Below are 20,042 nucleotides of genomic sequence, written 5' to 3'. Positions count from 1 at the left end.
GGGTCCTACACCGAGCTGCAGTCCTCCAACCCGGCGGTGATCGCGTTCCTGCGCGAGTACGAGGACGATCTCGTCCTCTGCGTGCACAACTTCTCCCGGTTCGCCCAGCCCACCGAACTCGATCTGCGGGCCTACGACGGCCGGCATCCGGTCGAGCTGATCGGCGGAGTGCGGTTCCCCGCCATCGGCGAGCTGCCGTATCTGCTGACCCTCGCGGGGCACGGCTTCTACTGGTTCCGGCTCTCCCGAGTCGCCTCCCGCATCGGCCCTCGGCGCTGAGCGTGCGGAGCCGAGGAAAGGACGCGTCACCATGACGAAGACAGTTGACCTGCCCCGGGGCACGGCGGCCGGCCTCGACCGGCCGCTCGGCTCGCTCGGCTCGCTGGGCGGGCTGCTCCGCGACTGGCTGCCGCGGCAGCGCTGGTTCGCGGGCAAGGACCGGCCCGTCACCGAGCTGTCCGTGCTGTCCGTGACCGAACTCTTCCCCGGGTGCCTGCACCTGCTGGTCCACGCCGACCACTCCCCCCACGGGGGCGCCACCCCGTCCGGTGACTGCTACCAGCTGCTGCTCGGCGTCCGCGAACACCGCGCGCCCAGGCTGGAACGGGCCTACATAGGCCGGGCCGAGGACGGCCCCCTGGCCGGACTCGCGGTCTACGACGCCCTGCACGACCCGCGCGCCGCCCAACTGCTCCTGGAGCGGCTGCGCATACCCGGCACGGCCGGCCCGCTGCGCTTCGAGACCGACCCGGAGGCCCGGATACCCGGCGGACTCGCGCCGCGGCTGCTGGACGCCGAGCAGTCCAACTCCTCCCTGGTGTACGGCGACTCCTACATCCTGAAGCTGTTCCGGCGGATCCAGCCCGGCGTCAACCCGGACCTGGAGGTCCCCGGCGCACTGGCCGCACAGGGCTGCGCGCGGGTGCCGGCGCCGGTGGCCTGGTTCCGCACCACCGAGCCGAGCCCGGCGACCCTCGGGGTGCTGCAGCCCTTCCTGCCGGACGCGGCCGACGGCTGGACCCTGGCCCTGCGCGCGCTCGCGGCCGGGGACGACTTCACCACCGAGGCGCACGAACTGGGGCGGGCCACCGCGGAGGTGCATCTCGCGCTCGCCGCGGCCTTCCCGTCCGCCGTCCACGACGAACACAGCCGCACGGCCGAGGCGATGTCGGCGCGGCTGGACGCGGCCGCGGACGCGGTGCCGGTGCTGCGGCCGTTCGTCCCCGGGCTGCGCGGCGCCTTCGAGTCCCTCGCCACCTGTGACGCGGGGCCGCTCGCCCAGCGGATCCACGGCGACCTCCATCTCGGGCAGGTGCTGCGGGCGGACCACGAATGGTTCGTCATCGACTTCGAGGGCGAGCCGTCCCGGCCGCTCGCCGAGCGGCGCAGCACCCAGTCGCCGGTCCGGGACGTCGCCGGGATGCTGCGCTCCTTCGACTACGCGGCCCGCCAGCGCCGCCCATGGCGCCCGGAGTGGGCCCGCCGCTGCCGGGAGGCGTACTGCGCGGGTTACGCTGCCCGGGCCGGCTGGGACCCGCGCAAGAAGCACGCACTGCTGCGCGCCCACGAGACGGACCGCGCGGTGTACGAGGTGGTGTACGAAGCCCGGCACCGGCCGGCCTGGCTTCCGGTTCCGATGGCCGCGATCGAGCGGCTCGCCCGCTGGGGAGGCTGACCACATGGCACTGCGCGACTCTTCGCTCCCCGAGCCCTCGGGGCCCTCCCGTCCCACGGCCCCGCCGCTGGACGCCACCGACCGCGGGCGGCTGCTCGGCGGCACCCACCACGACCCGCACGCCGTGCTCGGTGCCCACCCGGTGGACGGCGGCACCCTCTTCCGCGCCCTGCGCCCGCACGCCGGCGCCGTGAGCGTGCTCGTGGACGGGGTGCGCAGTCCCCTGGCGCCGGAGGACGACGGGTTCTTCGCGGCCGTGCTGCCGTACGCCGAGGTCCCGTCGTACACCCTGCTCGTCGGGTACGAGGACGGGGAGCAGGAGGTGCACGACCCGTACCGGTTCCGGCCCGCGCTCGGTGAGTTCGACCTGCATCTGATCCGGGAGGGGCGGCACGAGCAGTTGTGGAAGGCGCTCGGCGCCGAGCCGATGGTCCATGACGGGGTGACCGGCACCCGGTTCACCGTCTGGGCGCCGAACGCCCAAGGGGTGCGGGTGGCCGGGGACTTCACGTGCTGGGACGGCACGCAGTTCCCGATGCGCTCGCTGGGCGCGGCCGGGGTGTGGGAGCTGTTCCTGCCGGGGGTCGGCGAGGACGCCCGGTACAAGTTCGAGATCACCTCCCGGCACGGCGGCCGGTTCCTGAAGGCGGACCCGATGGCCCGGCGGACGGAGGTGCCGCCCGCGACCGCGTCGGTCGTGACGGTCTCGCACTACGAGTGGGACGACGCGGAGTGGATGGCGCACCGGGGCGACGTCCCGGTGCACGAGGCGCCGTTCTCGGTGTACGAGGTGCATCTGCCGTCCTGGCGGCCGGGGTTGACGTATCGTCAGTTGGCGGAGGAACTGCCCGCGTACGTCAACGACCTGGGTTTCACGCACGTCGAGTTCATGCCGGTCGCCGAGCACCCGTTCGGCGGCTCCTGGGGCTACCAGGTCACCGGCTTCTACGCTCCGACCTCGCGGCTCGGCACCCCCGACGACTTCAGGTACCTCGTCGACGCCCTGCACCGGGCCGGCATCGGCGTGATCATGGACTGGGTGCCGGCCCACTTCCCCAAGGACGACTGGGCGCTGGCCCGCTTCGACGGGGACCCGCTGTACGAGCCCGGGGACGAGCGGCGCGCCGAGCATCCGGACTGGGGTACCTACGAGTTCGACCTCGGCCGGACGGAGGTGCGCAACTTCCTGGTCGCCAACGCCGTGTACTGGTGCGAGGAGTTCCACGTGGACGGGCTGCGCGTCGACGCGGTCGCCTCGATGCTCTACCTCGACTACTCGCGGGACTCCGGGCAGTGGACGCCGAACGTGTTCGGCGGGCGCGAGGACCTGGACGCGGTGGCGTTCCTGCAGGAGATGAACGCGACCGTCTACCGGCGGGCGCCCGGGGTGGTGACCATCGCCGAGGAGTCCACCGCGTGGGACGGGGTGACCCGGCCGACCGACAGCGGCGGGCTGGGCTTCGGGCTGAAGTGGAACATGGGCTGGATGCACGACTCGCTGGAGTACATGTCCCACGAGCCCGTCCACCGCAAGTACCACCACCACGAGATGACCTTCTCGATGGTCTACGCGTACAGCGAGAACTACGTCCTGCCCATCTCCCACGACGAGGTCGTGCACGGCAAGCGCTCGCTCGTCTCCAAGATGCCCGGCGACTGGTGGCAGCAGCGCGCCAACCACCGTGCGTATCTGGCCTTCATGTGGGCCCATCCGGGCAAGCAACTGCTCTTCATGGGGCAGGAGTTCGCCCAGGGCGGCGAGTGGTCCCACGCCGACGGCCCGGACTGGTGGCTGCTCGACCCCGGGTACGGGGCCGAGGCCGATCACCGTGGTGTCCGGGATCTGGTCCGCGATCTCAACTCCGGGTACCGCGCGCACCCCGCGCTGTGGCAGCGGGACACCGATCCGGCGGGTTTCCAGTGGGTCCTGGGGGACGCGGCCGAGGACAACGTCTTCGCCTTCCTGAGGTTCGATGCCGAGGCCCGGCCGCTGCTGGCGGTCTCCAACCTCTCCCCCGTGGTCCGGCCCGGCTACCGGCTGGGCGTGCCCAAGGGGACGCCCGTGTGGCGGGAGATCCTCAACACGGACAGCGCCCGGTACGGCGGCGGGGACGTCGTCAGCCGGGGGCCGCTGCTCACCGACGACGGGGCTCTGCGGCTCACACTGCCCCCGCTCGGCACGGTGTGGCTGGAGCCTGTCGCCCCGTAGCCCGCCGAGGACTCCGGCACGTGTTTCCGCCGCCGGGTCCGGGCAGTCCGGGATGAAAGACCCCGCCGCGCCCGGTCGCGGCCCGGCCGGAGGGCGGTTCCCTGTGCTGCGTACCGTCGGAGTGGAGGAAGAACTTCTGCTGGTCCACCCGGACAGCGGGGAGCCGGTGCCCTGGTCGACAGCCGTCGTCGACCGGGCCGCCCTGGACGATCCCGGTCAGGCCGTCTTCCAGACGGAGCTCTTCGGGCAGATGCTGGAGCTCGCGACCAGCCCGCAGCGCGACATGGCGGAACTCGGCGCCGAGATCGTCGGCTGCCGCAAGGAGGCGGGCCGGCTGGCCGGCGAGATCGGCTGCGCGGTCGCGGCGCTCGCCACCTACCCCCTGCCGGTCGACCCGGCGCTCACCCGGCACGAGCGCTACCACTGGATGGCCGGGCGGTACGGCGCCGCCATGGTCGACTGGTTCGTCTGCGGCTGCCATGTGCACGTGTCGGTGGAGTCCGACGAGGAGGGCGTCGCCGTTCTCGACCGGATCCGGCCCTGGCTCCCGGTGCTGCGCGCGCTGAGCGTCAACTCGCCCTTCTGGCAGGGCCGGGACTCCGGTTACGACAGCTTCCGCAGCCGGCTGTGGGCGCGCGGTCCGTCGGCGGGGCCGACCGAGCTGTTCGGCTCGGCCGAGCGGTACCGGCAGCGGGTCGCGGACATGGTGGCCAGCGGGGTCATCCTCGACACGGGGATGGTGTACTTCGACGCCCGGCTGTCCGTGCGCTACCCGACGGTGGAGATCCGGGTGGCCGACGTGTGCCTGCGGGCGGACACCACCGTCCTCGTCGCCACGCTGATCCGCGCCCTGGTGGAGACGGCCTCGCGTGACTGGCGGGCCGGGCGGCCGCCGCTCGACCTGAGCGTGAGCATGCTCCGGCTGGCCTCCTGGCAGGCCGCCCGCGTCGGTCTGGAGCAGGACCTCCTCGACCCGGTGACCATGCGGCCGCGGCCCGCCGTCGAGGTGGTGCGCGCGCTGCTCGCGCACACCGCGGAGGCGCTCGCCGACAGCGGTGACACGGTCGGCGTCGAGGAGGCCGTCGCACAGTTGCTGCACAGGGGTACCGGCGCCCGCGAGCAGCGGGCGTTCCTGGCCCGCACCGGGAGCCTGCGGGACGTCGTGGTGGAGTCCGTGCGCCGCACCCAGGGCTGAACTCCCGGGCTGAGCTTTGTCATCGGGTGGAAACGAGTTGACCGTTCCCGACACGAGCCGCACTCCCCTGGGCTAGATTCGACCCGCATCGACAACAGTACCGATCGGGAGGGTAACCCTCCGTACATCCAGGAGCAGCGCATGCGCGACTACGCCCTCGCTCCGACGACCGCTTCGACCCTGACCGGCGGGCTCGCCGACAGCATCTTCGAGACGGCGGACCGGAACCCCACCCTGCCGGTGCTGGCGCGCCGGCCCGAGGGCGCCGCCGCGGGCTGGGAGGAGGTCACCGCGGTCGAGCTCCGGGACGAGGTGGTGGACCTGGCCAAGGGGCTGATCGCGTCGGGGATCTCGCCCGGCCAGCGGGTGGCCGTGATGGCGCGGACGCGCTACGAGTGGACGGTGTTCGGCCTCGCCCTGTGGTCGGTGGGGGCGGAGGTCGTCCCCATCCACCCGACGTCCGCGCGGGACCAGGTCGAGTGGATCCTGCGGGACGCCCGCTGCGTGGCCGTGGTGGTCGAGGACGAGCAGGCGGTGATGACCGTCGGCACCGTCTGCGAGGGGCTGCCCGAGCTCAAGCACGTGTGGCAGCTGAACGCGGGGGCGCTGCCCGAGCTGGTGCAGAAGGGCACGTTCGTCCCGCTGACCACGGTGGAGTCGCTGCGCCGGATCGTGATGCCCGACTCGACGGCGGCCATCACCTACACCTCGGGCACCTCGGGCCGTCCGCTGGGCTGCGCGCTGAGCCACCGCGGGCTCGCATACCCGTGCGACACCCTGCTGGCGGGCTGGGGGCACACCGCGGCACGCCCCGGTGAGCAGGCCTCCGTGCTGGCCTTCCTGCCGTTCTCGCACGTGTACGGCCTGATGATCATGGTGATCTGCCTGCGCGGCGGGATCGTGATGGGGCACGAGCCGGAGATGACCGAGGCCGCGCTGGCCGCGGCGCTGAACACGTTCCGCCCGACCTATCTGTACGCCGTGCCGTCGGTGCTGGAGAAGCTGTACAAGACGTTCCTGCGGACCTCCCAGCAGCACGGCCGGGGCGCCCTCTTCGAGCGGGCCGCGGAGACCGCGCGGGACTTCGCCGCGGCCACCGAACGGCAGCGGCTGGGCACCGGGCCGGGCCCGGGCTTCGACCTGCGGCTGCAACACGCCCTGTACGAGCGGACGGTGTACCGCAAGCTCCGCGGGGCACTCGGCGGACGGGTGCTGCGGGCCACGTCCGGCGGTTCCTCGCTCAGCCGTGAACTCACCCTGTTCTACGAGGGCATCGGCATGTACGTCCACGACGGCTACGGCCTCACCGAGTCCAGCGGCGGGATCACCATGCAGCCGCTGGGCCGCGAGAAGTCGGGCACGGTGGGCCAGGCCCTGCCGGGCACCCAGATTCAGGTGGCCGACGACGGCGAGATCCTGGTGCGCGGTCCGTCGGTGTTCCAGGGGTACGTCGGCGACGACTACGCGACCCGGGCCGCGCTGCGCGGCGGCTGGCTGGCCACCGGGGACATCGGGCGGCTGGACTCCGAGGGCTACCTGACGATCACGGGCCGCAAGAAGGACATCATCATCACCAGCAGCGGCAAGAGCGTGGCCCCGGCCCCGCTGGAGCAGCGGCTGCGGATGCACCCGCTGGTGCACCAGGCGGTGGTCGTCGGGGACGACCGGCCCTGTGTGGGCGCGCTGATCACCCTGGACCCGGACTTCCTCGCGCACTGGCGGGGGGCGCTGGCGGTGCCGGGCGACTCTCCCGGGCGCGAGGCGCGCGAGGAGAACGCGCTGCGCGAGGAGATCGCCCGCGCCATCGCGTCCGCCAACAGCGCGGTGTCCCGGGCCGAGTCGATCCGGGTCTACCGCGTGCTCCAGGAACCGTTCGCCCCGGGCAACGGCATGCTGACGCCGTCGATGAAGCTGCGCCGGGACGCCATAGCGCGCCACTACGCGGCCGAGATCGACGCCATGTACCAGGCCCGCTCGCAGGCGGTGCGCCGCCAGGGCCAGCCCGAACCGGCCGACTGGGACGACTCCGACGACGTGTTCCGGTGAGCGGATCACGCGTATCCGGTACCAGGGTGGGAACTCGCCGCGAGGGAGACGCGAAGGAGACACGAAGGAGAAGGGGCCGGCGCGACGAGGGCACCTCTCCGGGACGGGAAGAGACGAGATGGGGACCGGGCCACGGCGGGACGGCAGCGGGTCCGCGCAGGAGACCGACGGATGCACGGTCCCCTTCGCGGGCCGGCTCCGTGACGTGACCGGCGCCCGGCTCGCCGCCGACGGCTACCTCGCCGGCCTCGCCCGCACCTCGCCGCCGACCCGTCCCGACTGCTGGAACGACATCCTGCTGGTCGTGACGGAGCTGGCCGCCAACGTCGTCCAGTACGCGCCGGGCCCCTTCGAACTGCGGATGCGCCGGACGTACGACGGGGTCCACGTCACGATGCACGACTCCAGCCGGGTCCGGCCCGAGCCGCGGCCCTTCCACCCGGACGGCGGCGGGGGCGGCGTCGGGTGGCACCTGCTGCGCACCCTCTGCGACCAGCTCAGCGTGGTCGTCACGGCGGACGGCAAGGACGTCCACGCCTTCCTGCCCTGGTGAGGACCTGCCCGTCAGGGATGCCCCGGTGCCGGACGCCCACGTGCCGGACGCCCGCGTGCCGGACGCCCCGGCGGGCCGGGTGCGGTCACCCGGGCCGGTGCGCGACCACCCCGAACATGGTCACCGACATGTGCACCGCGCCCCGCTCGGCCGCCTCGGCGAGATCGGCGTACAGCGTGTCCCGCTGTTCCCCGGTGACGGCACCGGTGCGCACGGCGGCCTCGCCGAGCATCCGGATCAGCGGCCAGGCGACCGAGCCGTGGTCCTGGAGCAGGGCCTGCGAGCCCCGGTCGTCCACCACGAACCCGGCCGCGCTCAGCTGGCCGACCAGGCGGCGCCCGGAGTAGGGGTTGGCGCCGCCCAGGGCGGCCGCGGTCAGGGCGCGCACCACCGCCGGGTCGCCGGGGTGCAGGAGGGTGGTCCCCCAGTCGGTGTCGAGCACCGCCACCCGGCCGCCGGGGCGCAGCACCCGGGCCATCTCGGCGATCGCCCGGTCGGGCTCGTGGAGGTGCTGGAGGACCCGCTCGCACCACACGACGTCCATCGAGCCGTCCGGCACCGGCAGCGACTCCGCCTCGCCCTGCAGGAAGCGGGCCCTGCTGTCGGCGGACCGTTCCTCGGCGACCGCGCGCAGACTCGGGTTGACCTCGACGCCGATGGCGACACCGTCCGGGCCGAGGGCGGCGGCCAGGGCCCGGGTCTGCGAGCCGGTGCCGGAGCCGACGTCGAGGAGCCGCTCGCCGGGACGCACCGCCAGCGCCTCCTCGGCCCAGACGCGCAGCCGCCGTACGCCGGGGTTGGCGTCCTGGCTGTCCAGGGCGGCCACCAGCGGGGTCACGCGGTCGGGGTCGATGTGCCGCCTCTGGAAGCCCGTTCCGGGCTGGGTCTGCGCCATGGCGGGCACTCTACTGGCGTACGTGATCGCCATGGGACGGCCTTTGACCGGACGGTGGTTCGGCGCATATCTGTGCGACCGCCGGTTTCTCCCGACGATCGAGGGGCATGCTGGAGCCCACGCGTTCGTCTGCCTGCTCCGCCCGGCTGGCGGAACGGCGGCGGGCACGGTGGGATCGATGTGGTGCGAGGCAAGCGTTCCCGGCACGCGGACGGCGTCGAGCCGGACGGCCTGGAGCAGCGGAAAGGGATACACCGTGACACGACCCAGGATCCTGGTGGTGGGCGCAGGCTTCGCCGGAGTGGGGTGCGTGCGCCGCCTGGAGCGGAAACTCTCCCCCGAAGAAGCCGACATCACCCTGGTGTCGCCGACCTCCTACCAGCTCTATCTGCCCCTGCTGCCACAGGTCGCCTCGGGCGTGCTGACACCCCAGTCGATCGCCGTGTCGCTGCGCCGCAGCAAGAGGTACCGCACCCGGATCCTCCCGGGCGGTGCGATCGGTGTGGACCTCAAGTCCAAGGTGTGCGTGGTCCGCACCATAACCGACCAGCTCGTCAACGAGCGCTACGACTACATCGTGCTGGCTCCGGGCAGTGTCACCCGCACCTTCGACATTCCCGGCCTGACCGAGCACGCGTTCGGCATGAAGACCCTTGCCGAGGCCGCCTACATCCGCGACCACGTCATCGCCCAGCTCGATCTCGCCGACGCCAGCGACGACCCGGCCGAACGCGCCGCACGGCTGCAGTTCGTGGTGGTCGGCGGCGGCTACGCGGGCACCGAGACGGCCGCCTGTCTGCAGAAGCTCACGCACGCGGCCCTGCACCGCTACCCGAACCTGGACCCGAAGCTGATCAAGTGGCACCTGATCGACATCGCCCCGAAGCTGATGCCGGAGCTCGGCGACAAGCTGGGCCGCAGCGCCCAGGAGGTGCTGCGCCGCCGCGGTGTCGACGTCTCGCTGGGGGTGTCGATCGAGAAGGCGGGCGCCGAGGAGGTCACCTTCACCGACGGCCGGGTGGTGCCCACCCACACGCTGATCTGGACGGCCGGGGTGGTCGCCAGCCCGCTGATCGCCACCATGGGCGCGGAGACGGTACGGGGGCGGCTCGCGGTCACCGCCGAGATGACGCTGCCCGGCCACGACGGGGTGTTCGCGCTCGGCGACGCGGCGGCCGTACCGGACAAGGCGAAGGGCGAGGCCGGCGCGGTCTGCCCGCCGACCGCGCAGCACGCCATGCGGCAGGGCAAGGTGGCCGCCGACAACGTCATCGCGACCCTGCGGGGCCAGGCGCTCCACCCGTACGTGCACAAGGACCTGGGCCTGGTGGTGGACCTCGGCGGCAAGGACGCCGTCTCCAAGCCGCTCGGCATCGAGCTGCGCGGTCTGCCCGCCCAGGCGGTGGCCCGCGGCTACCACTGGTCGGCGCTGCGCACCAACGTGGCCAAGACCCGGGTCGCCACCAACTGGCTGCTGAACGCGCTGGCCGGCGACGATTTCGTGCGCACGGGCTTCCAGTCGCGCAAGCCGGCCCGGCTCAAGGACTTCGAGTACACGGACACGTATCTGACGCCGGAGCAGGTCAGGGCGCGCGCCGAGGGCCCCGAGGACCCCGGCAGCTCGCCGGCGTGACGCAGAGCGCGGCGGAGTGAGAGCGGCCGGGCGGCCGGTAGGGGCGGAGTTCCGGGGGCGGCTCGCGGCGGCCGACCCCGGGCTGCTCCGCTTCACCGCCGGTCTGCGCACGGTCACGTCGATCGCGCTGACGCTCGCCGTGCTGGCGGCGCTGCGGACCAACGTGACCCATCTGGTCGCCGGAGCCATCACGGCGATGGTGGCCACCTTCGCGATCCGCGAGAAGGGGCGGCCTGAGCAGGCCGTCACGCTCGCCCTCGGCCTGCCGGTGGCGCTGGCCTCGATGTCGCTGGGCGCGCTGCTCAACGCGCGGGTGGTGGCGGGCGACCTGTTCTTCGTGGCGCTCATCTTCAGCGCGGTCTACAGCCGCCGTTTCGGCGACCGGGGCACGGCGCTGGGGCTGATCGGCTTCCAGATCTACTTCGCGTCGCTGTTCGTGCACGCGACCGTGTCCGCACTGCCGGGCCTGTATCTCACGATCACGGTGGCGTTCGGCTGCGCGGCCGTGGCGCGGTTCGTGCTGGTACGGGAGACCGCCGCGGGCATCCTGGACCGGCTGCGCCGGGCCTTCCGCGCCCGGCTCGCCCAACTGGTGACCGCGCAGGCCGAGTTGCTCGACGCCGGACCGGACGAGCTGGACCGGGCGGTGGAGGAGGTCCGGGTCAGGACCGCCCGGCTGCACGAGACGGCGCTGCTGATCCAGGGGCGGCTCGCGGACGGCACCTCCGACGAGGCGGTGGCGAGGCTGGTGCAGCGCCGGATCGCGGACGCGGAGATCGCCGCCGAGCGGCTCGGGCTGCTGCTGCTCACCGCCCGCAGCACCGAGCGGGCGGACACGCTCACCCTGCATCTGCCGGGTGCCCCGCTGCCGCCGGCCGTCGTGGAGCCGGTGCGGGACGAGGCGATGGAGCGGCTGCGGCTCGACCTGGAGGCGCTGCGGCTGCTGGTGCTGCGGCCGGGCGGCCCGGAGAGGGGGACCGCGCTGGCCCGGCTGCGCAACCGGCTGCTCGGCTACCGGGAGGGGGAGAACCTGCCGGCCGCCTCGCCCGCCGTCCAGGACGTGTTCCGGGGCATCGGCGAGGCCGGGCGGGCGGTGCTGGGGCTGCGGATCGCCCTGGACGGGCCGCAGGACGAGTCCGACGACACCCCGGCGACCTCCCGGTCCCGTGAGGAGCTGGACGCGGAGGACGCGGCCATCGAGGGCGTCGAGGAGGGCGACCGGGAGACGCCGGAGGCGACCGGACTGCGCCGGCCCACCACGCGGGCGGCGGTGCAGGTGGCGGTCGGCTCGTCACTGGCCGTCGTGGGCGGCGAGTTCCTGTCCGCCCAGCGCTGGTACTGGGCGGTGCTGACCTGCTGGATCGTCTTCCTCAACACCGCGTCCACCGGCGAGATCCTGGTGAAGGGCTACCGGCGGCTGCTCGGCACGGTGCTCGGCGTGGTGGCGGGCATCGTGCTCGCGGGACTGGTCGGGCACCACACCTGGACGGCGTTCGGGCTGGTGCTCCTCTTCATCTTCGCGATGTTCTACTCGGCGCCGATCTCGTACACCCTGATGTCGTTCTTCGTGACGGCGATGCTGGGCCTGCTGTACACGCTGCTCAACACCTACAGCCTGGACGTCCTGGTGCTGCGGGTGGCGGAGACCGCGCTCGGTGCGGTGTGCGGGGTGATCGCGGCCGCGGTGGTGCTGCCGGTGCACACCGACCGCCGTACCGACGAGCTGCTCGTGACGACGCTGGACCGGCTGGCCGACGTGACCCGGGCCGCCGCCGACCAGTTGAGCGGGGCGCCGCCGGTCGACCTGGTGGAGAAGGCCCGCGACCTGGACCAGGCGCTGGCCGATCTGGCCGCGGCCGTCCAGCCGCTGACCCATCCGATCACCCCGCTGCGCTCCCGCCGGGACACCGCCCGCTACGTGGTGGCGCTCCTGGAGACCTGTGCCTACCACGCGCGGTCGCTGGCGGCCACGGCGGAGCTGCTGCCCACCCATCCGTCCATCGCGGCGGACCCCCGGCTGCGCGGGGCGGGACGGCGGATCGTGCACAACATCGAGGCGATCGCCGCCCATGCCGCCGACGACCGGTCCGGCGCCGGGATCGAGACCGGCCCCAGCATCGCGTCCATGCTGGAACCGGGCACGCTGGGCGCCCCGCGCTACGGCAGGGTGACCGACCGCGTGCTGCGCCATCTCCAGCGCCTGGACGAGTCGGTGACGGGCCTGGCCCGCCCCCTGCGGGTTCCCGTCCGGCGGCCCGCCCCCTGACGCCGGATCACTCCGCCCCGGCGGTACGGCCCAGCGCCTCGGCGCGGACCCGGGCGCAGCTGCGGCTGATGAGGCGGGACACGTGCATCTGGGAGATGCCCAGCCGGTCGGCGATCCGGCTCTGGGTCATGTCCTCGAAGAACCGCATGTAGAGGATGGCCCGCTCCCGCTCGGGCAGTCGGCGCAGTCCCTCCCTGGCCGCCTCCCGGTCGACGACGACGTCGTAGGAGCCGTCGGCCTCGCCGAGGGTGTCGGCGAGGCTGGGGCCGTCCTCTCCCGTGGCGAGTTCGGCGTCCAGGGACAGGGTGCTGAAGCTCTCCAGCGCCTCCAGGCCGGCGCCGACCTCGTCCTCGGTCAGGCCGGTGCGGGCGGCGAGGTCGGCGACCGTGGGCTCGCAGGAGCCCGGGTTCTGGGTGAGTTCGCGGCGGGCCGCCCGGACCCGGTTGCGCAGTTCCTGCACCCGGCGCGGTACGCGCAGCGCCCACATGCGGTCGCGGAAGTGCCGCTTGACCTCACCGGTGACGGTGGGCACCGCGTAGCTCTCGAACGCGCCGCGCACCGGGTCGTAGCGGTCGACGGCTTTGACCAGGCCGAGGGCCGCGACCTGCCGCAGGTCCTCGACGGACTCGCCGCGGTCGCGGAAGCGGCCGGCGATGCGGTGGGCCATCGGCAGCCAGGCGGCGACCAGTTCGCCGCGCAGCGCGTCCCGCTCGGGGCCGTCGGCGAGGTCGGCGAGGCGGGCGAAGAGGGCCGCCGTGTCGGGGGCGTCGTCGTGGGCGCGGCGGTGCCTCGCGCGGGGGGTGGTGCCGGGTGTGCGGGAACGGCTGGTCGGCAAGTCGGTGGGCATGCGGAATCGCTCCTGAACTATGGGTTTCAGGGCGTCACCGGAACGTGGTCCCGGGACTCGGCCCGAACTGCGGTGTCAGGGTCGCCGCGGGAGCACCGCCCGGACCGCTCGGCCGGCCCGGGGACCGTCGTACGACTGCTCACGTCGGCGCGCGCCTCCGGTCCGAAGCACGACACTCCGACTGCCCCTTCGGTCCGGGCGCAAACCCCGTGCCGCGCACGGGCCCGGCCGCGGGTTCAGCCCAGGGGCACGACGGCGGTGATCCGCTTGCCTCCGCCGGGCAGTCCGGCGACCTCCACGTCCCGGGCCAGCCGGCAGACGATGGGCCAGCCCCGGCCGCCTTCCCGCCACCGGTGCCGTTCGTCCACGGCCCGTTCGGCCACCGGTATCTCGTCGCTGCGGTCGCTGACCGACACCCGTACCGCGCGTCCCTCGACGTCGACGGCGAAGCCGGTGATCCCGCCGCCGTGCAGAATCGCGTTGGTGGCCAGCTCCGAGGTGACGAGCAGGGCGTCGTCGAGGGCCCGGGCGCCGCACGGCACGGCCCGCCGGGCGACCGCGCCGCGTACCGCGCTGCGGGCGTCCGCCGGCCGCAGTGGCGGCCGGGGGGATTCAGGTGGTGCCATGGTTGACTCGGTCCGGCACTTGTCGTACATCCTTTCGCTCCCTGGGTGGTGGACCGGCTGGTCGGCTCCGCCCCGTCCGTGCGGGGCTCTTCTCTTCGGCTCACCGGCCGGGGCGCGGCCAAACCCGTTCGCGGGCGGCAAGGGGCTCCCCAAAGTGAAACGGGTCACGTACCCTGTTCATCACTACGCGAAATGGCTCTGGATGGTTTACCGTTCATCCATAAGTGGTCGAGGAGTTGACATCAGGTCCTCCCGCGCCACCTCTGACGGCCCTGGCTGGCCTCCCCCGTCCAGCCAGGGCTTTTTCACGCCCGGACGGGTTCCCGACGGCGATTCTCACCTTCTTCGAGGTGCCCGGCGGAGCGGCAGCGGCTGAAATGGGCGTAGGGAACGCACCCCGTACCCTCGCCGGCGAGGAGCCCCGTGCCATGACCAAAGCCATCAAACTGCTCACCGCCCTGCCCCAGGCCCAGCGCGAGCGCCTCATGGAACTGGCTCACGAGGTGTCCTTCCCCGAGGACTCCAGGATCTTCGAGGCCGGCGGCACCGCGGACCGCTTCTGGGTGATCCGCTCGGGCGCGGTCAACCTGGACCAGGAGGTGACCTCCCGCAAACGGGTCACCGTCGCCACGCTGGGCGCCGGCGACCTGCTCGGCTGGTCCTGGCTCTTCCCGCCGTACACCTGGGACTTCGGGGCGGTGGCCTTCAGCCAGGTACGGGCCTACGAGTACGACGCCTCGGCCGTGCTGGCGCTGTGCGTGGAGGACCCCCTGCTCGGCCTGTCGCTGGTGCGCACCGTCGCCGAGATCCTCGCCAGCCGCCTGGAGGTCACCCGGGGCAAGCTCCTCGACGCCTACGTCGGACGACGGCCCGCGTGACCGGTCAGATCCGGTAGCGGCGCAGCGCCGGGACGGCGGCGGCCAGCGCCAGCATCACCACCACCACGAGCAGCCCGCCGCCCGCGACCGCCGCGCGCGGCCCGAAGACCGAGCCCGCCGTGCCGTGCAGCACGTCGGCCAGCCGCGGACCACCGGCGACCACGACGGTGAACACGCCCTGCATCCGGCCGCGCATCTCGTCGGTGGCGGCGGACAGCAGGATCGCGCCGCGGAAGACCATCGAGACCATGTCGGCGACCCCGGCGGCGGCCAGGAAGACGACGGCGACCCAGAGGTTGCGGCTCAGCCCGAACCCGGCGACGGCCGCCCCCCAGCCGACCACCGCACCGATCACCATCCAGCCGTGCCGGCGGGCCCGCGAGAAGGTGCCGGAGAAGAGCCCGCCGAGCACCGCGCCGACCGGGATCGCCGCGAACAGCAGGCCGAGCGCGAGCCCCTCGCCGTAGGAGGCGTACGTCTGGGCGGCGAGCTGCGGGAACAGGGCGCGGGGCATGCCGAAGACCATCGCGATGATGTCCGCGAGGAACGACAGCAGCAGCACCTTGTGCATGGAGATGTACCGGAAGCCCTCCGCGATCTCGCGCACCCCGGCCCGCCGCGCGGTCGCGCCGGCCAGCGGCGGCAGCGCGGGCAGCCGGTAGACCGCCCACACGGTCACGCACAGCGCCAGCGCGTCGATCAGGTACAGCTCGGGCAGCCCGATGACGGGGATCAGGGCGCCGGCGAGCAGCGGCCCCACCACCTGCCCGGTCTGCATGACCGTCGACCCGAGCGCGTTGGCGGCGGGCAGCTGCGCCTCGGGGACCAGCCGGGCGATGGACGCGGTGCGGGCGGGCGCGTTCAGTCCCCAGAACGCCTGCTGCATGGCGAGCAGCACCATCAGCGCGGCCACGGACTCCATGCCGACGGCCGCCTGGACGAAGAACAGCAGCGAGGTCACGCCGATGCCGATGTTGGTGATCAGCAGCAGCTTGCGGCGGTCCATGGTGTCGGCCACCGCGCCGCCCCACAGCGCGAACACGATCAGCGGCAGCAGTCCGGCGAGGCTGGCCGCGCCGACCCAGGCGGACGACCCGGTGATGTCGAAGATCTGCTTGGGCACGGCGACGGCGGTCAGCTGGCTGCCGACCGAGGTGACGATGGTCGACGTCCACAGCCTGCGGTAGGCGGGGATGCGCAGCGGGCGGGTGTCCATCGCCCAGCGCCGCCAGCCGCTCCGGGGCGGGGCGGCCGTGGTGTCGTCGGGGGTCTGTATGCCGGACTGGGTGCCGCTCTCGCTGGTGTCCACGGAGTTCCTGGTGTCCTGGTCTTCTCGGTGCCCGCTACATCTTCTTTTGGTTGCGGGTTCACTATCGCAGCAACTTCCGTGGCCGCCGAACCACCCGTCTCAGGATGCGGCCGGCGGCAGGTCCGGGTGCCTCAGGAACCGGCCACCAGCATCAGGCCGAGCCCGATCATGGTAAGCGCGACCAGCCCGTCCAGCACCCGCCAGGCGCCCGGCCCGGCGAGATACCGTCCGAGCAGCCGGGCGCCGAACCCCAGGGCGCTGAACCAGCAGAGGCTCGCCAGGGCGGCGCCGAGGCCAAAGGTCCAGCGCAGGTCGCCCCGGTCGGCGGCGAGGGAGCCGAGCAGGAACACGGTGTCCAGGTAGACGTGCGGGTTCAGCCAGGTCATGGCCAGGCAGGTGAGCACGGCCCGGCGCCGGGACCCCGCCGCCTCGCCCTCGGTGTGCAGGCCTCCGGTGCCGGGCCGCAGCACCCGGCGGGCGGCCAGGGCGCCGTAGCAGAGCAGGAAGGCGCCGCCGACCAGCCCGACCATCCGCACCGCGCCGGGCCAGGCCACGACGATCGCGCCCACCCCGCCGACGCCGAGGGATATGAGAACGGCGTCGGAGAGCGCGCAGATGCCGACGACCACGAGGACGGCGTCACGGCGGATGCCCTGGCGCAGGACGAAGGCGTTCTGGGCGCCGATGGCGACGATGAGCGAGAGGCCGCTGCCGAAGCCCGCGGCAGCGGCGGCGAGGGTGCTGGACATGCCCTCGACGCTACGGAAGCGATCACTGTGGGTACAGCTAAAGATTTTTACGTACCTTTAGCAGTACTGAAGTAGGACGATCCGAGGAAGGAGGGTGGCGGTGGAGCTTCCCCTCGACCAGGTGCGGACCCTGCTGGCGGTGGTGGACGAGGGCACGTTCGACGCCGCGGCCGCGGCCCTGCATGTGACGCCGTCGGCGGTCAGCCAGCGGGTGAAGGCGCTGGAGCAGCGCACGGGCCGGGTGCTGCTGCAGCGCACCAAGCCGGTGCGGCCGACGGAGTCGGGCGAGGTGCTCGTCCGGTTCGCCCGGCAGCTGGCGCGGCTGGAGCGGGACGCGCGCGGCGAGCTGGGCCTGAGCGGCGCCGGGGAGCCGACCCGGGTGTCGGTCGCGGTCAACGCGGACTCGCTGGCGACATGGTTCCTGCGGGCCTTGGGCGGGCTGTCGCACGTCTACGTCGAATTGCGGCGGGAGGACGAGGACCACACGGCCGCGCTGCTGCGGGAGGGGCTGGTGATGGCGGCGGTGACCTCGTCGCCGGACGCGGTGCCTGGGTGTTCGGTGCGGGCGCTGGGGCGGATGCGGTATCTGCCGGTGGCGGCACCGGAGTTCGCGGCAGCGCACGTGACGGGCGCGCTGCCGGAGGCGCTGGCCGAGGCGCCGGTGATCGTGTTCGACCGGGTCGACGACTTCCAGGACGGGTTCGTACGGCGGCTGGGGGGTGCGGGCGCGAGTGCGCTGCGGCACCACGTGCCGACGTCCGAGGGGTTCGTGGACGCGGTGACGGCCGGGCTGGGGTGGGGGATGGTGCCGGAGCCGCAGGCGGAACCGCGGTTGCGGGAGGGGCGGCTGGTGCGGCTCGGTGGGCGGGAGCTGTGGGTGGACCTGCCGTTGTACTGGCAGCAGTGGAAGCTGGATTCGCCGGCTTTGGGGGTGGTGGCGGAGGCGGTCCTGCGTACGGCGGCGGGTGCGTTGCGCCAGCCGTAGGGGAGCCACCGGTGGTCGCGCGAGTGCGGGTGGGTGGGGGCTGGTCGCGCCCACGCGGCGGTAGCCGCATATCGGAAACAGCCCCGCGCCCCTTTCAGGAGCGTCCGGTGCAGGGCGTTTCCAGGGACCGTTCCGCGCTGTCCAGGAGCATCTCCAACGCCGTCGGATAGGCGCTCGTCACCATGCGCTTCGCCAGCAGGCGGGACGCCTCGGCGATGCGCGGGTGGGTCGTGTGCGGGAGGCGGGCGTAGGTCGAGTTCCACTTGTCCTCGTCGGCGCGCTGGGAGTCCTTCGGGAGGGTGAGGGAGGCCGCGTCCAGGGCCGCGAAGGCGAGGGTCTGGTCGATGAAGGCGTGGTAGACGCGCACGGTCTCGGCGAGTGGGAAGCCGGCCGTGCGCAGGACGTCCAGGACCGCCTCGTCGGCCGCGAGTTCGTGGGCCCGGCCGGTCACCCGGTTCGTCGTCAGCAGGGCCGCCTGCGGGTGGGCGACGTACTGCGCGTGGATGCGCAGGCCGATGGTCCGCAGGTCCGTCCGCCACTCCCCCGTCGGGGTCCAGCCCGCCAGCGCCTGGCCGATGAGGGCGTCGCCGATCGCCAGGGTCAGGTCGTCCATGCCCCGGAAGTAGCGGTACAGGGTGCTGGGGTCGCAGTCGAGGGCAAGGCCCAGGCGGCGGGCGGTCAGGCCGGCGCTGCCGTGCTCGCGCAGCAGGCGCAGCGCGGTCTCCACGATCAGGCGCTCGGAGAGCACCGTGCCGCCACGGGTGGGGCGGCGCCTGCGGCGCTTCTCCTCCGGTACGACCGGTTTGGGCATCGCACGCTCCCTGCCGCTCTCGCCGTTCTTATGCCAACGCCATTGACCTTACGTGACGGTCCGGCGTTTCATTCCGGCCAAGGCGCCCCGTGTCCGACTTCGCTCTCTGTCCCAGAAGGAGATTCCCGCATGCGTGTACTGCTCGTGGGAGCCGGTGGTGTGGGCACCGCCGTCACCCGGATCGCGGCCCGGCGGCCGTTCTTCGACCTGATGGTGGTCGCCGACTACGACGCGGCCCGCGCCGGGGCGGCGGTGGCGGCCGTCGGCGACGACCGGTTCCGCGCCGAACGCGTCGACGCCGGTGACGAGGCGGCCGTCGCCGCGCTGCTGGCCAAGCACGGCTGCGACGTGCTCCTCAACGCCACCGACCCGCGCTTCGTCATGCCCCTGTTCCGGGCCGCCCGCAAGGCCGGCGCGAGCTACCTCGACATGGCGATGTCGCTGTCCCGGCCGCATCCGGAACGGCCCTACGAGGAGTGCGGGGTCAAGCTGGGCGACGAGCAGTTCGCGCTGGCCGCGGAGTGGGAGCAGGCGGGTGCGCTGGCGCTGGTCGGGATGGGCGTGGAGCCCGGCCTCTCGGACGTCTTCGCCCGGTACGCGGCCGACGAACTCTTCGACGGGATCGAGGAGATCGGCATCCGCGACGGCGCGAACCTGACCGTGGACGGCTACGACTTCGCGCCCTCCTTCAGCATCTGGACCACCATCGAGGAGTGCCTCAACCCGCCCGTCGTGTACGAGCAGGGGCGCGGCTGGTTCACCACCGCACCGTTCAGCGAGCCCGAGGTGTTCGACTTCCCGGACGGGATCGGTCCGGTCGAGTGCGTCAACGTCGAGCACGAGGAGGTGCTGCTGGTACCGCGCTGGGTGGACGCGCGGCGGGTCACCTTCAAGTACGGGCTCGGGACCGAGTTCATCGAGACGCTGAAGACGCTGCACCTGCTGGGCCTGGACCGCACCGCCCCGGTGACCGTGCCCGGCGCCGACGGCCCGGTCGCGGTCTCGCCCCGGGACGTGGTCGCCGCGTCGCTGCCCGACCCGGCGACGCTGGGCGACCGCATGCGCGGCAAGACGTGCGCGGGCACCTGGGTGCGCGGGGTGAAGGACGGACGGCCGCGGGAGGTGTATCTCTACCACGTTGTCGACAACGAGTGGTCCATGGCGGAGTACGGTTGTCAGGCCGTGGTGTGGCAGACGGCCCTCAACCCGGTCGTCGCCCTCGAACTCCTGGCCACCGGCGCGTGGTCGGGCTCGGGCGTCCTCGGTCCGGAGGCGTTCCCGGCCCGCCCGTTCCTCGACCTGCTGACCGAATACGGCTCCCCCTGGGGTCTGCGCGAGCAGTGACCGCCCGCGCGTTCCAGGGGA

The 20,042-nt window shown here is 73.1% G+C and carries 17 protein-coding genes; 11 read left to right on the top strand and 6 right to left on the bottom strand.

From position 1 onward, the window contains the following. From ACFZB3_RS40700 to ACFZB3_RS40675, 6 genes are all read left to right on the top strand, one after another. Positions 1 to 279, top strand: a 279-nt coding sequence (locus tag ACFZB3_RS40700; protein ID WP_391386147.1) for an alpha-glucosidase C-terminal domain-containing protein, incomplete at its 5' end; no start/stop codon positions are given. Positions 280 to 310: 31 nt separating this feature from the next. Beyond that, entirely contained in the window at positions 311 to 1,675 is a 1,365-nt protein-coding gene (locus tag ACFZB3_RS40695; protein WP_391386143.1) for a maltokinase, read from the top strand. Between the two features lie 4 nt (positions 1,676 to 1,679). After that, the gene (gene glgB, locus ACFZB3_RS40690) at positions 1,680 to 3,884 is read left to right on the top strand and encodes a 1,4-alpha-glucan branching enzyme (protein WP_391386140.1); all 2,205 of its coding nucleotides are present in this window, start codon (positions 1,680 to 1,682) and stop codon (positions 3,882 to 3,884) included. Between the two features lie 106 nt (positions 3,885 to 3,990). Further along, positions 3,991 to 5,079 (top strand): glutamate--cysteine ligase, encoded by a 1,089-nt coding sequence (locus tag ACFZB3_RS40685; RefSeq protein ID WP_391386183.1) that lies wholly within the window; start codon positions 3,991 to 3,993, stop codon positions 5,077 to 5,079. Positions 5,080 to 5,220: 141 nt separating this feature from the next. Further along, entirely contained in the window at positions 5,221 to 7,125 is a 1,905-nt protein-coding gene (locus tag ACFZB3_RS40680; RefSeq protein WP_391386137.1) for an AMP-binding protein, read from the top strand. 118 nt (positions 7,126 to 7,243) lie between these two features. Continuing rightward, positions 7,244 to 7,678, top strand: coding sequence for an ATP-binding protein (locus ACFZB3_RS40675; protein ID WP_391386135.1), 435 nt, complete (start codon positions 7,244 to 7,246; stop codon positions 7,676 to 7,678). Between the two features lie 85 nt (positions 7,679 to 7,763). Here the strand turns inward: ACFZB3_RS40675 and ACFZB3_RS40670 are convergent, their stop codons facing one another. Beyond that, positions 7,764 to 8,573, bottom strand: coding sequence for a methyltransferase domain-containing protein (locus tag ACFZB3_RS40670; protein WP_391386132.1), 810 nt, complete (start codon positions 8,571 to 8,573; stop codon positions 7,764 to 7,766). A 256-nt stretch (positions 8,574 to 8,829) separates the two neighbouring features. Between ACFZB3_RS40670 and ACFZB3_RS40665 the strand changes: the two genes are divergently transcribed. Both ACFZB3_RS40665 and ACFZB3_RS40660 read left to right on the top strand, forming a co-directional pair. Then, positions 8,830 to 10,206, top strand: a complete 1,377-nt coding sequence (locus tag ACFZB3_RS40665) for an FAD-dependent oxidoreductase (RefSeq protein WP_391386128.1) — start codon at positions 8,830 to 8,832, stop codon at positions 10,204 to 10,206. A gap of 16 nt (positions 10,207 to 10,222) precedes the next feature. Beyond that, the gene (locus ACFZB3_RS40660) at positions 10,223 to 12,472 is read left to right on the top strand and encodes an FUSC family protein (RefSeq protein ID WP_391386125.1); all 2,250 of its coding nucleotides are present in this window, start codon (positions 10,223 to 10,225) and stop codon (positions 12,470 to 12,472) included. 7 nt (positions 12,473 to 12,479) lie between these two features. On the opposite strand, the gene ACFZB3_RS40655 is transcribed toward ACFZB3_RS40660, so the two are convergent. Both ACFZB3_RS40655 and ACFZB3_RS40650 read right to left on the bottom strand, forming a co-directional pair. Continuing rightward, positions 12,480 to 13,319, bottom strand: coding sequence for a SigB/SigF/SigG family RNA polymerase sigma factor (locus ACFZB3_RS40655; RefSeq protein ID WP_391386122.1), 840 nt, complete (start codon positions 13,317 to 13,319; stop codon positions 12,480 to 12,482). A 236-nt stretch (positions 13,320 to 13,555) separates the two neighbouring features. Next, positions 13,556 to 13,975, bottom strand: coding sequence for an ATP-binding protein (locus ACFZB3_RS40650; protein WP_391386120.1), 420 nt, complete (start codon positions 13,973 to 13,975; stop codon positions 13,556 to 13,558). A gap of 398 nt (positions 13,976 to 14,373) precedes the next feature. Between ACFZB3_RS40650 and ACFZB3_RS40645 the strand changes: the two genes are divergently transcribed. Next, positions 14,374 to 14,823, top strand: coding sequence for a cyclic nucleotide-binding domain-containing protein (locus tag ACFZB3_RS40645; RefSeq protein ID WP_384048368.1), 450 nt, complete (start codon positions 14,374 to 14,376; stop codon positions 14,821 to 14,823). 4 nt (positions 14,824 to 14,827) lie between these two features. On the opposite strand, the gene ACFZB3_RS40640 is transcribed toward ACFZB3_RS40645, so the two are convergent. Both ACFZB3_RS40640 and ACFZB3_RS40635 read right to left on the bottom strand, forming a co-directional pair. Further along, the gene (locus tag ACFZB3_RS40640) at positions 14,828 to 16,132 is read right to left on the bottom strand and encodes an MFS transporter (RefSeq protein ID WP_391386116.1); all 1,305 of its coding nucleotides are present in this window, start codon (positions 16,130 to 16,132) and stop codon (positions 14,828 to 14,830) included. Between the two features lie 131 nt (positions 16,133 to 16,263). Then, positions 16,264 to 16,881 (bottom strand): LysE family transporter, encoded by a 618-nt coding sequence (locus ACFZB3_RS40635; RefSeq protein WP_391386113.1) that lies wholly within the window; start codon positions 16,879 to 16,881, stop codon positions 16,264 to 16,266. A gap of 94 nt (positions 16,882 to 16,975) precedes the next feature. On the opposite strand from ACFZB3_RS40635, the gene ACFZB3_RS40630 reads away from it, so the two are divergent. Continuing rightward, positions 16,976 to 17,866: an ArgP/LysG family DNA-binding transcriptional regulator gene (locus tag ACFZB3_RS40630; RefSeq protein ID WP_391386110.1), complete on the top strand. Its 891-nt coding sequence runs from the start codon at positions 16,976 to 16,978 to the stop codon at positions 17,864 to 17,866. A gap of 94 nt (positions 17,867 to 17,960) precedes the next feature. Here the strand turns inward: ACFZB3_RS40630 and ACFZB3_RS40625 are convergent, their stop codons facing one another. After that, the gene (locus tag ACFZB3_RS40625; protein WP_391386108.1) at positions 17,961 to 18,677 is read right to left on the bottom strand and encodes a TetR/AcrR family transcriptional regulator C-terminal domain-containing protein; all 717 of its coding nucleotides are present in this window, start codon (positions 18,675 to 18,677) and stop codon (positions 17,961 to 17,963) included. A gap of 129 nt (positions 18,678 to 18,806) precedes the next feature. Between ACFZB3_RS40625 and ACFZB3_RS40620 the strand changes: the two genes are divergently transcribed. Continuing rightward, a complete protein-coding gene (locus ACFZB3_RS40620; protein ID WP_391386105.1) occupies positions 18,807 to 20,021 on the top strand; it encodes a saccharopine dehydrogenase C-terminal domain-containing protein in 1,215 nt (404 codons plus the stop codon). Positions 20,022 to 20,042 lie beyond the last annotated feature (21 nt).

Source organism: Streptomyces sp. NPDC008092 (assembly GCF_042957285.1).
Classification (GTDB): Bacteria; Actinomycetota; Actinomycetes; order Streptomycetales; family Streptomycetaceae; genus Streptomyces.
The sequence above is the reverse complement of the archived record's forward strand: the minus strand, read 5'-3'. Positions and strand labels throughout refer to the sequence as shown.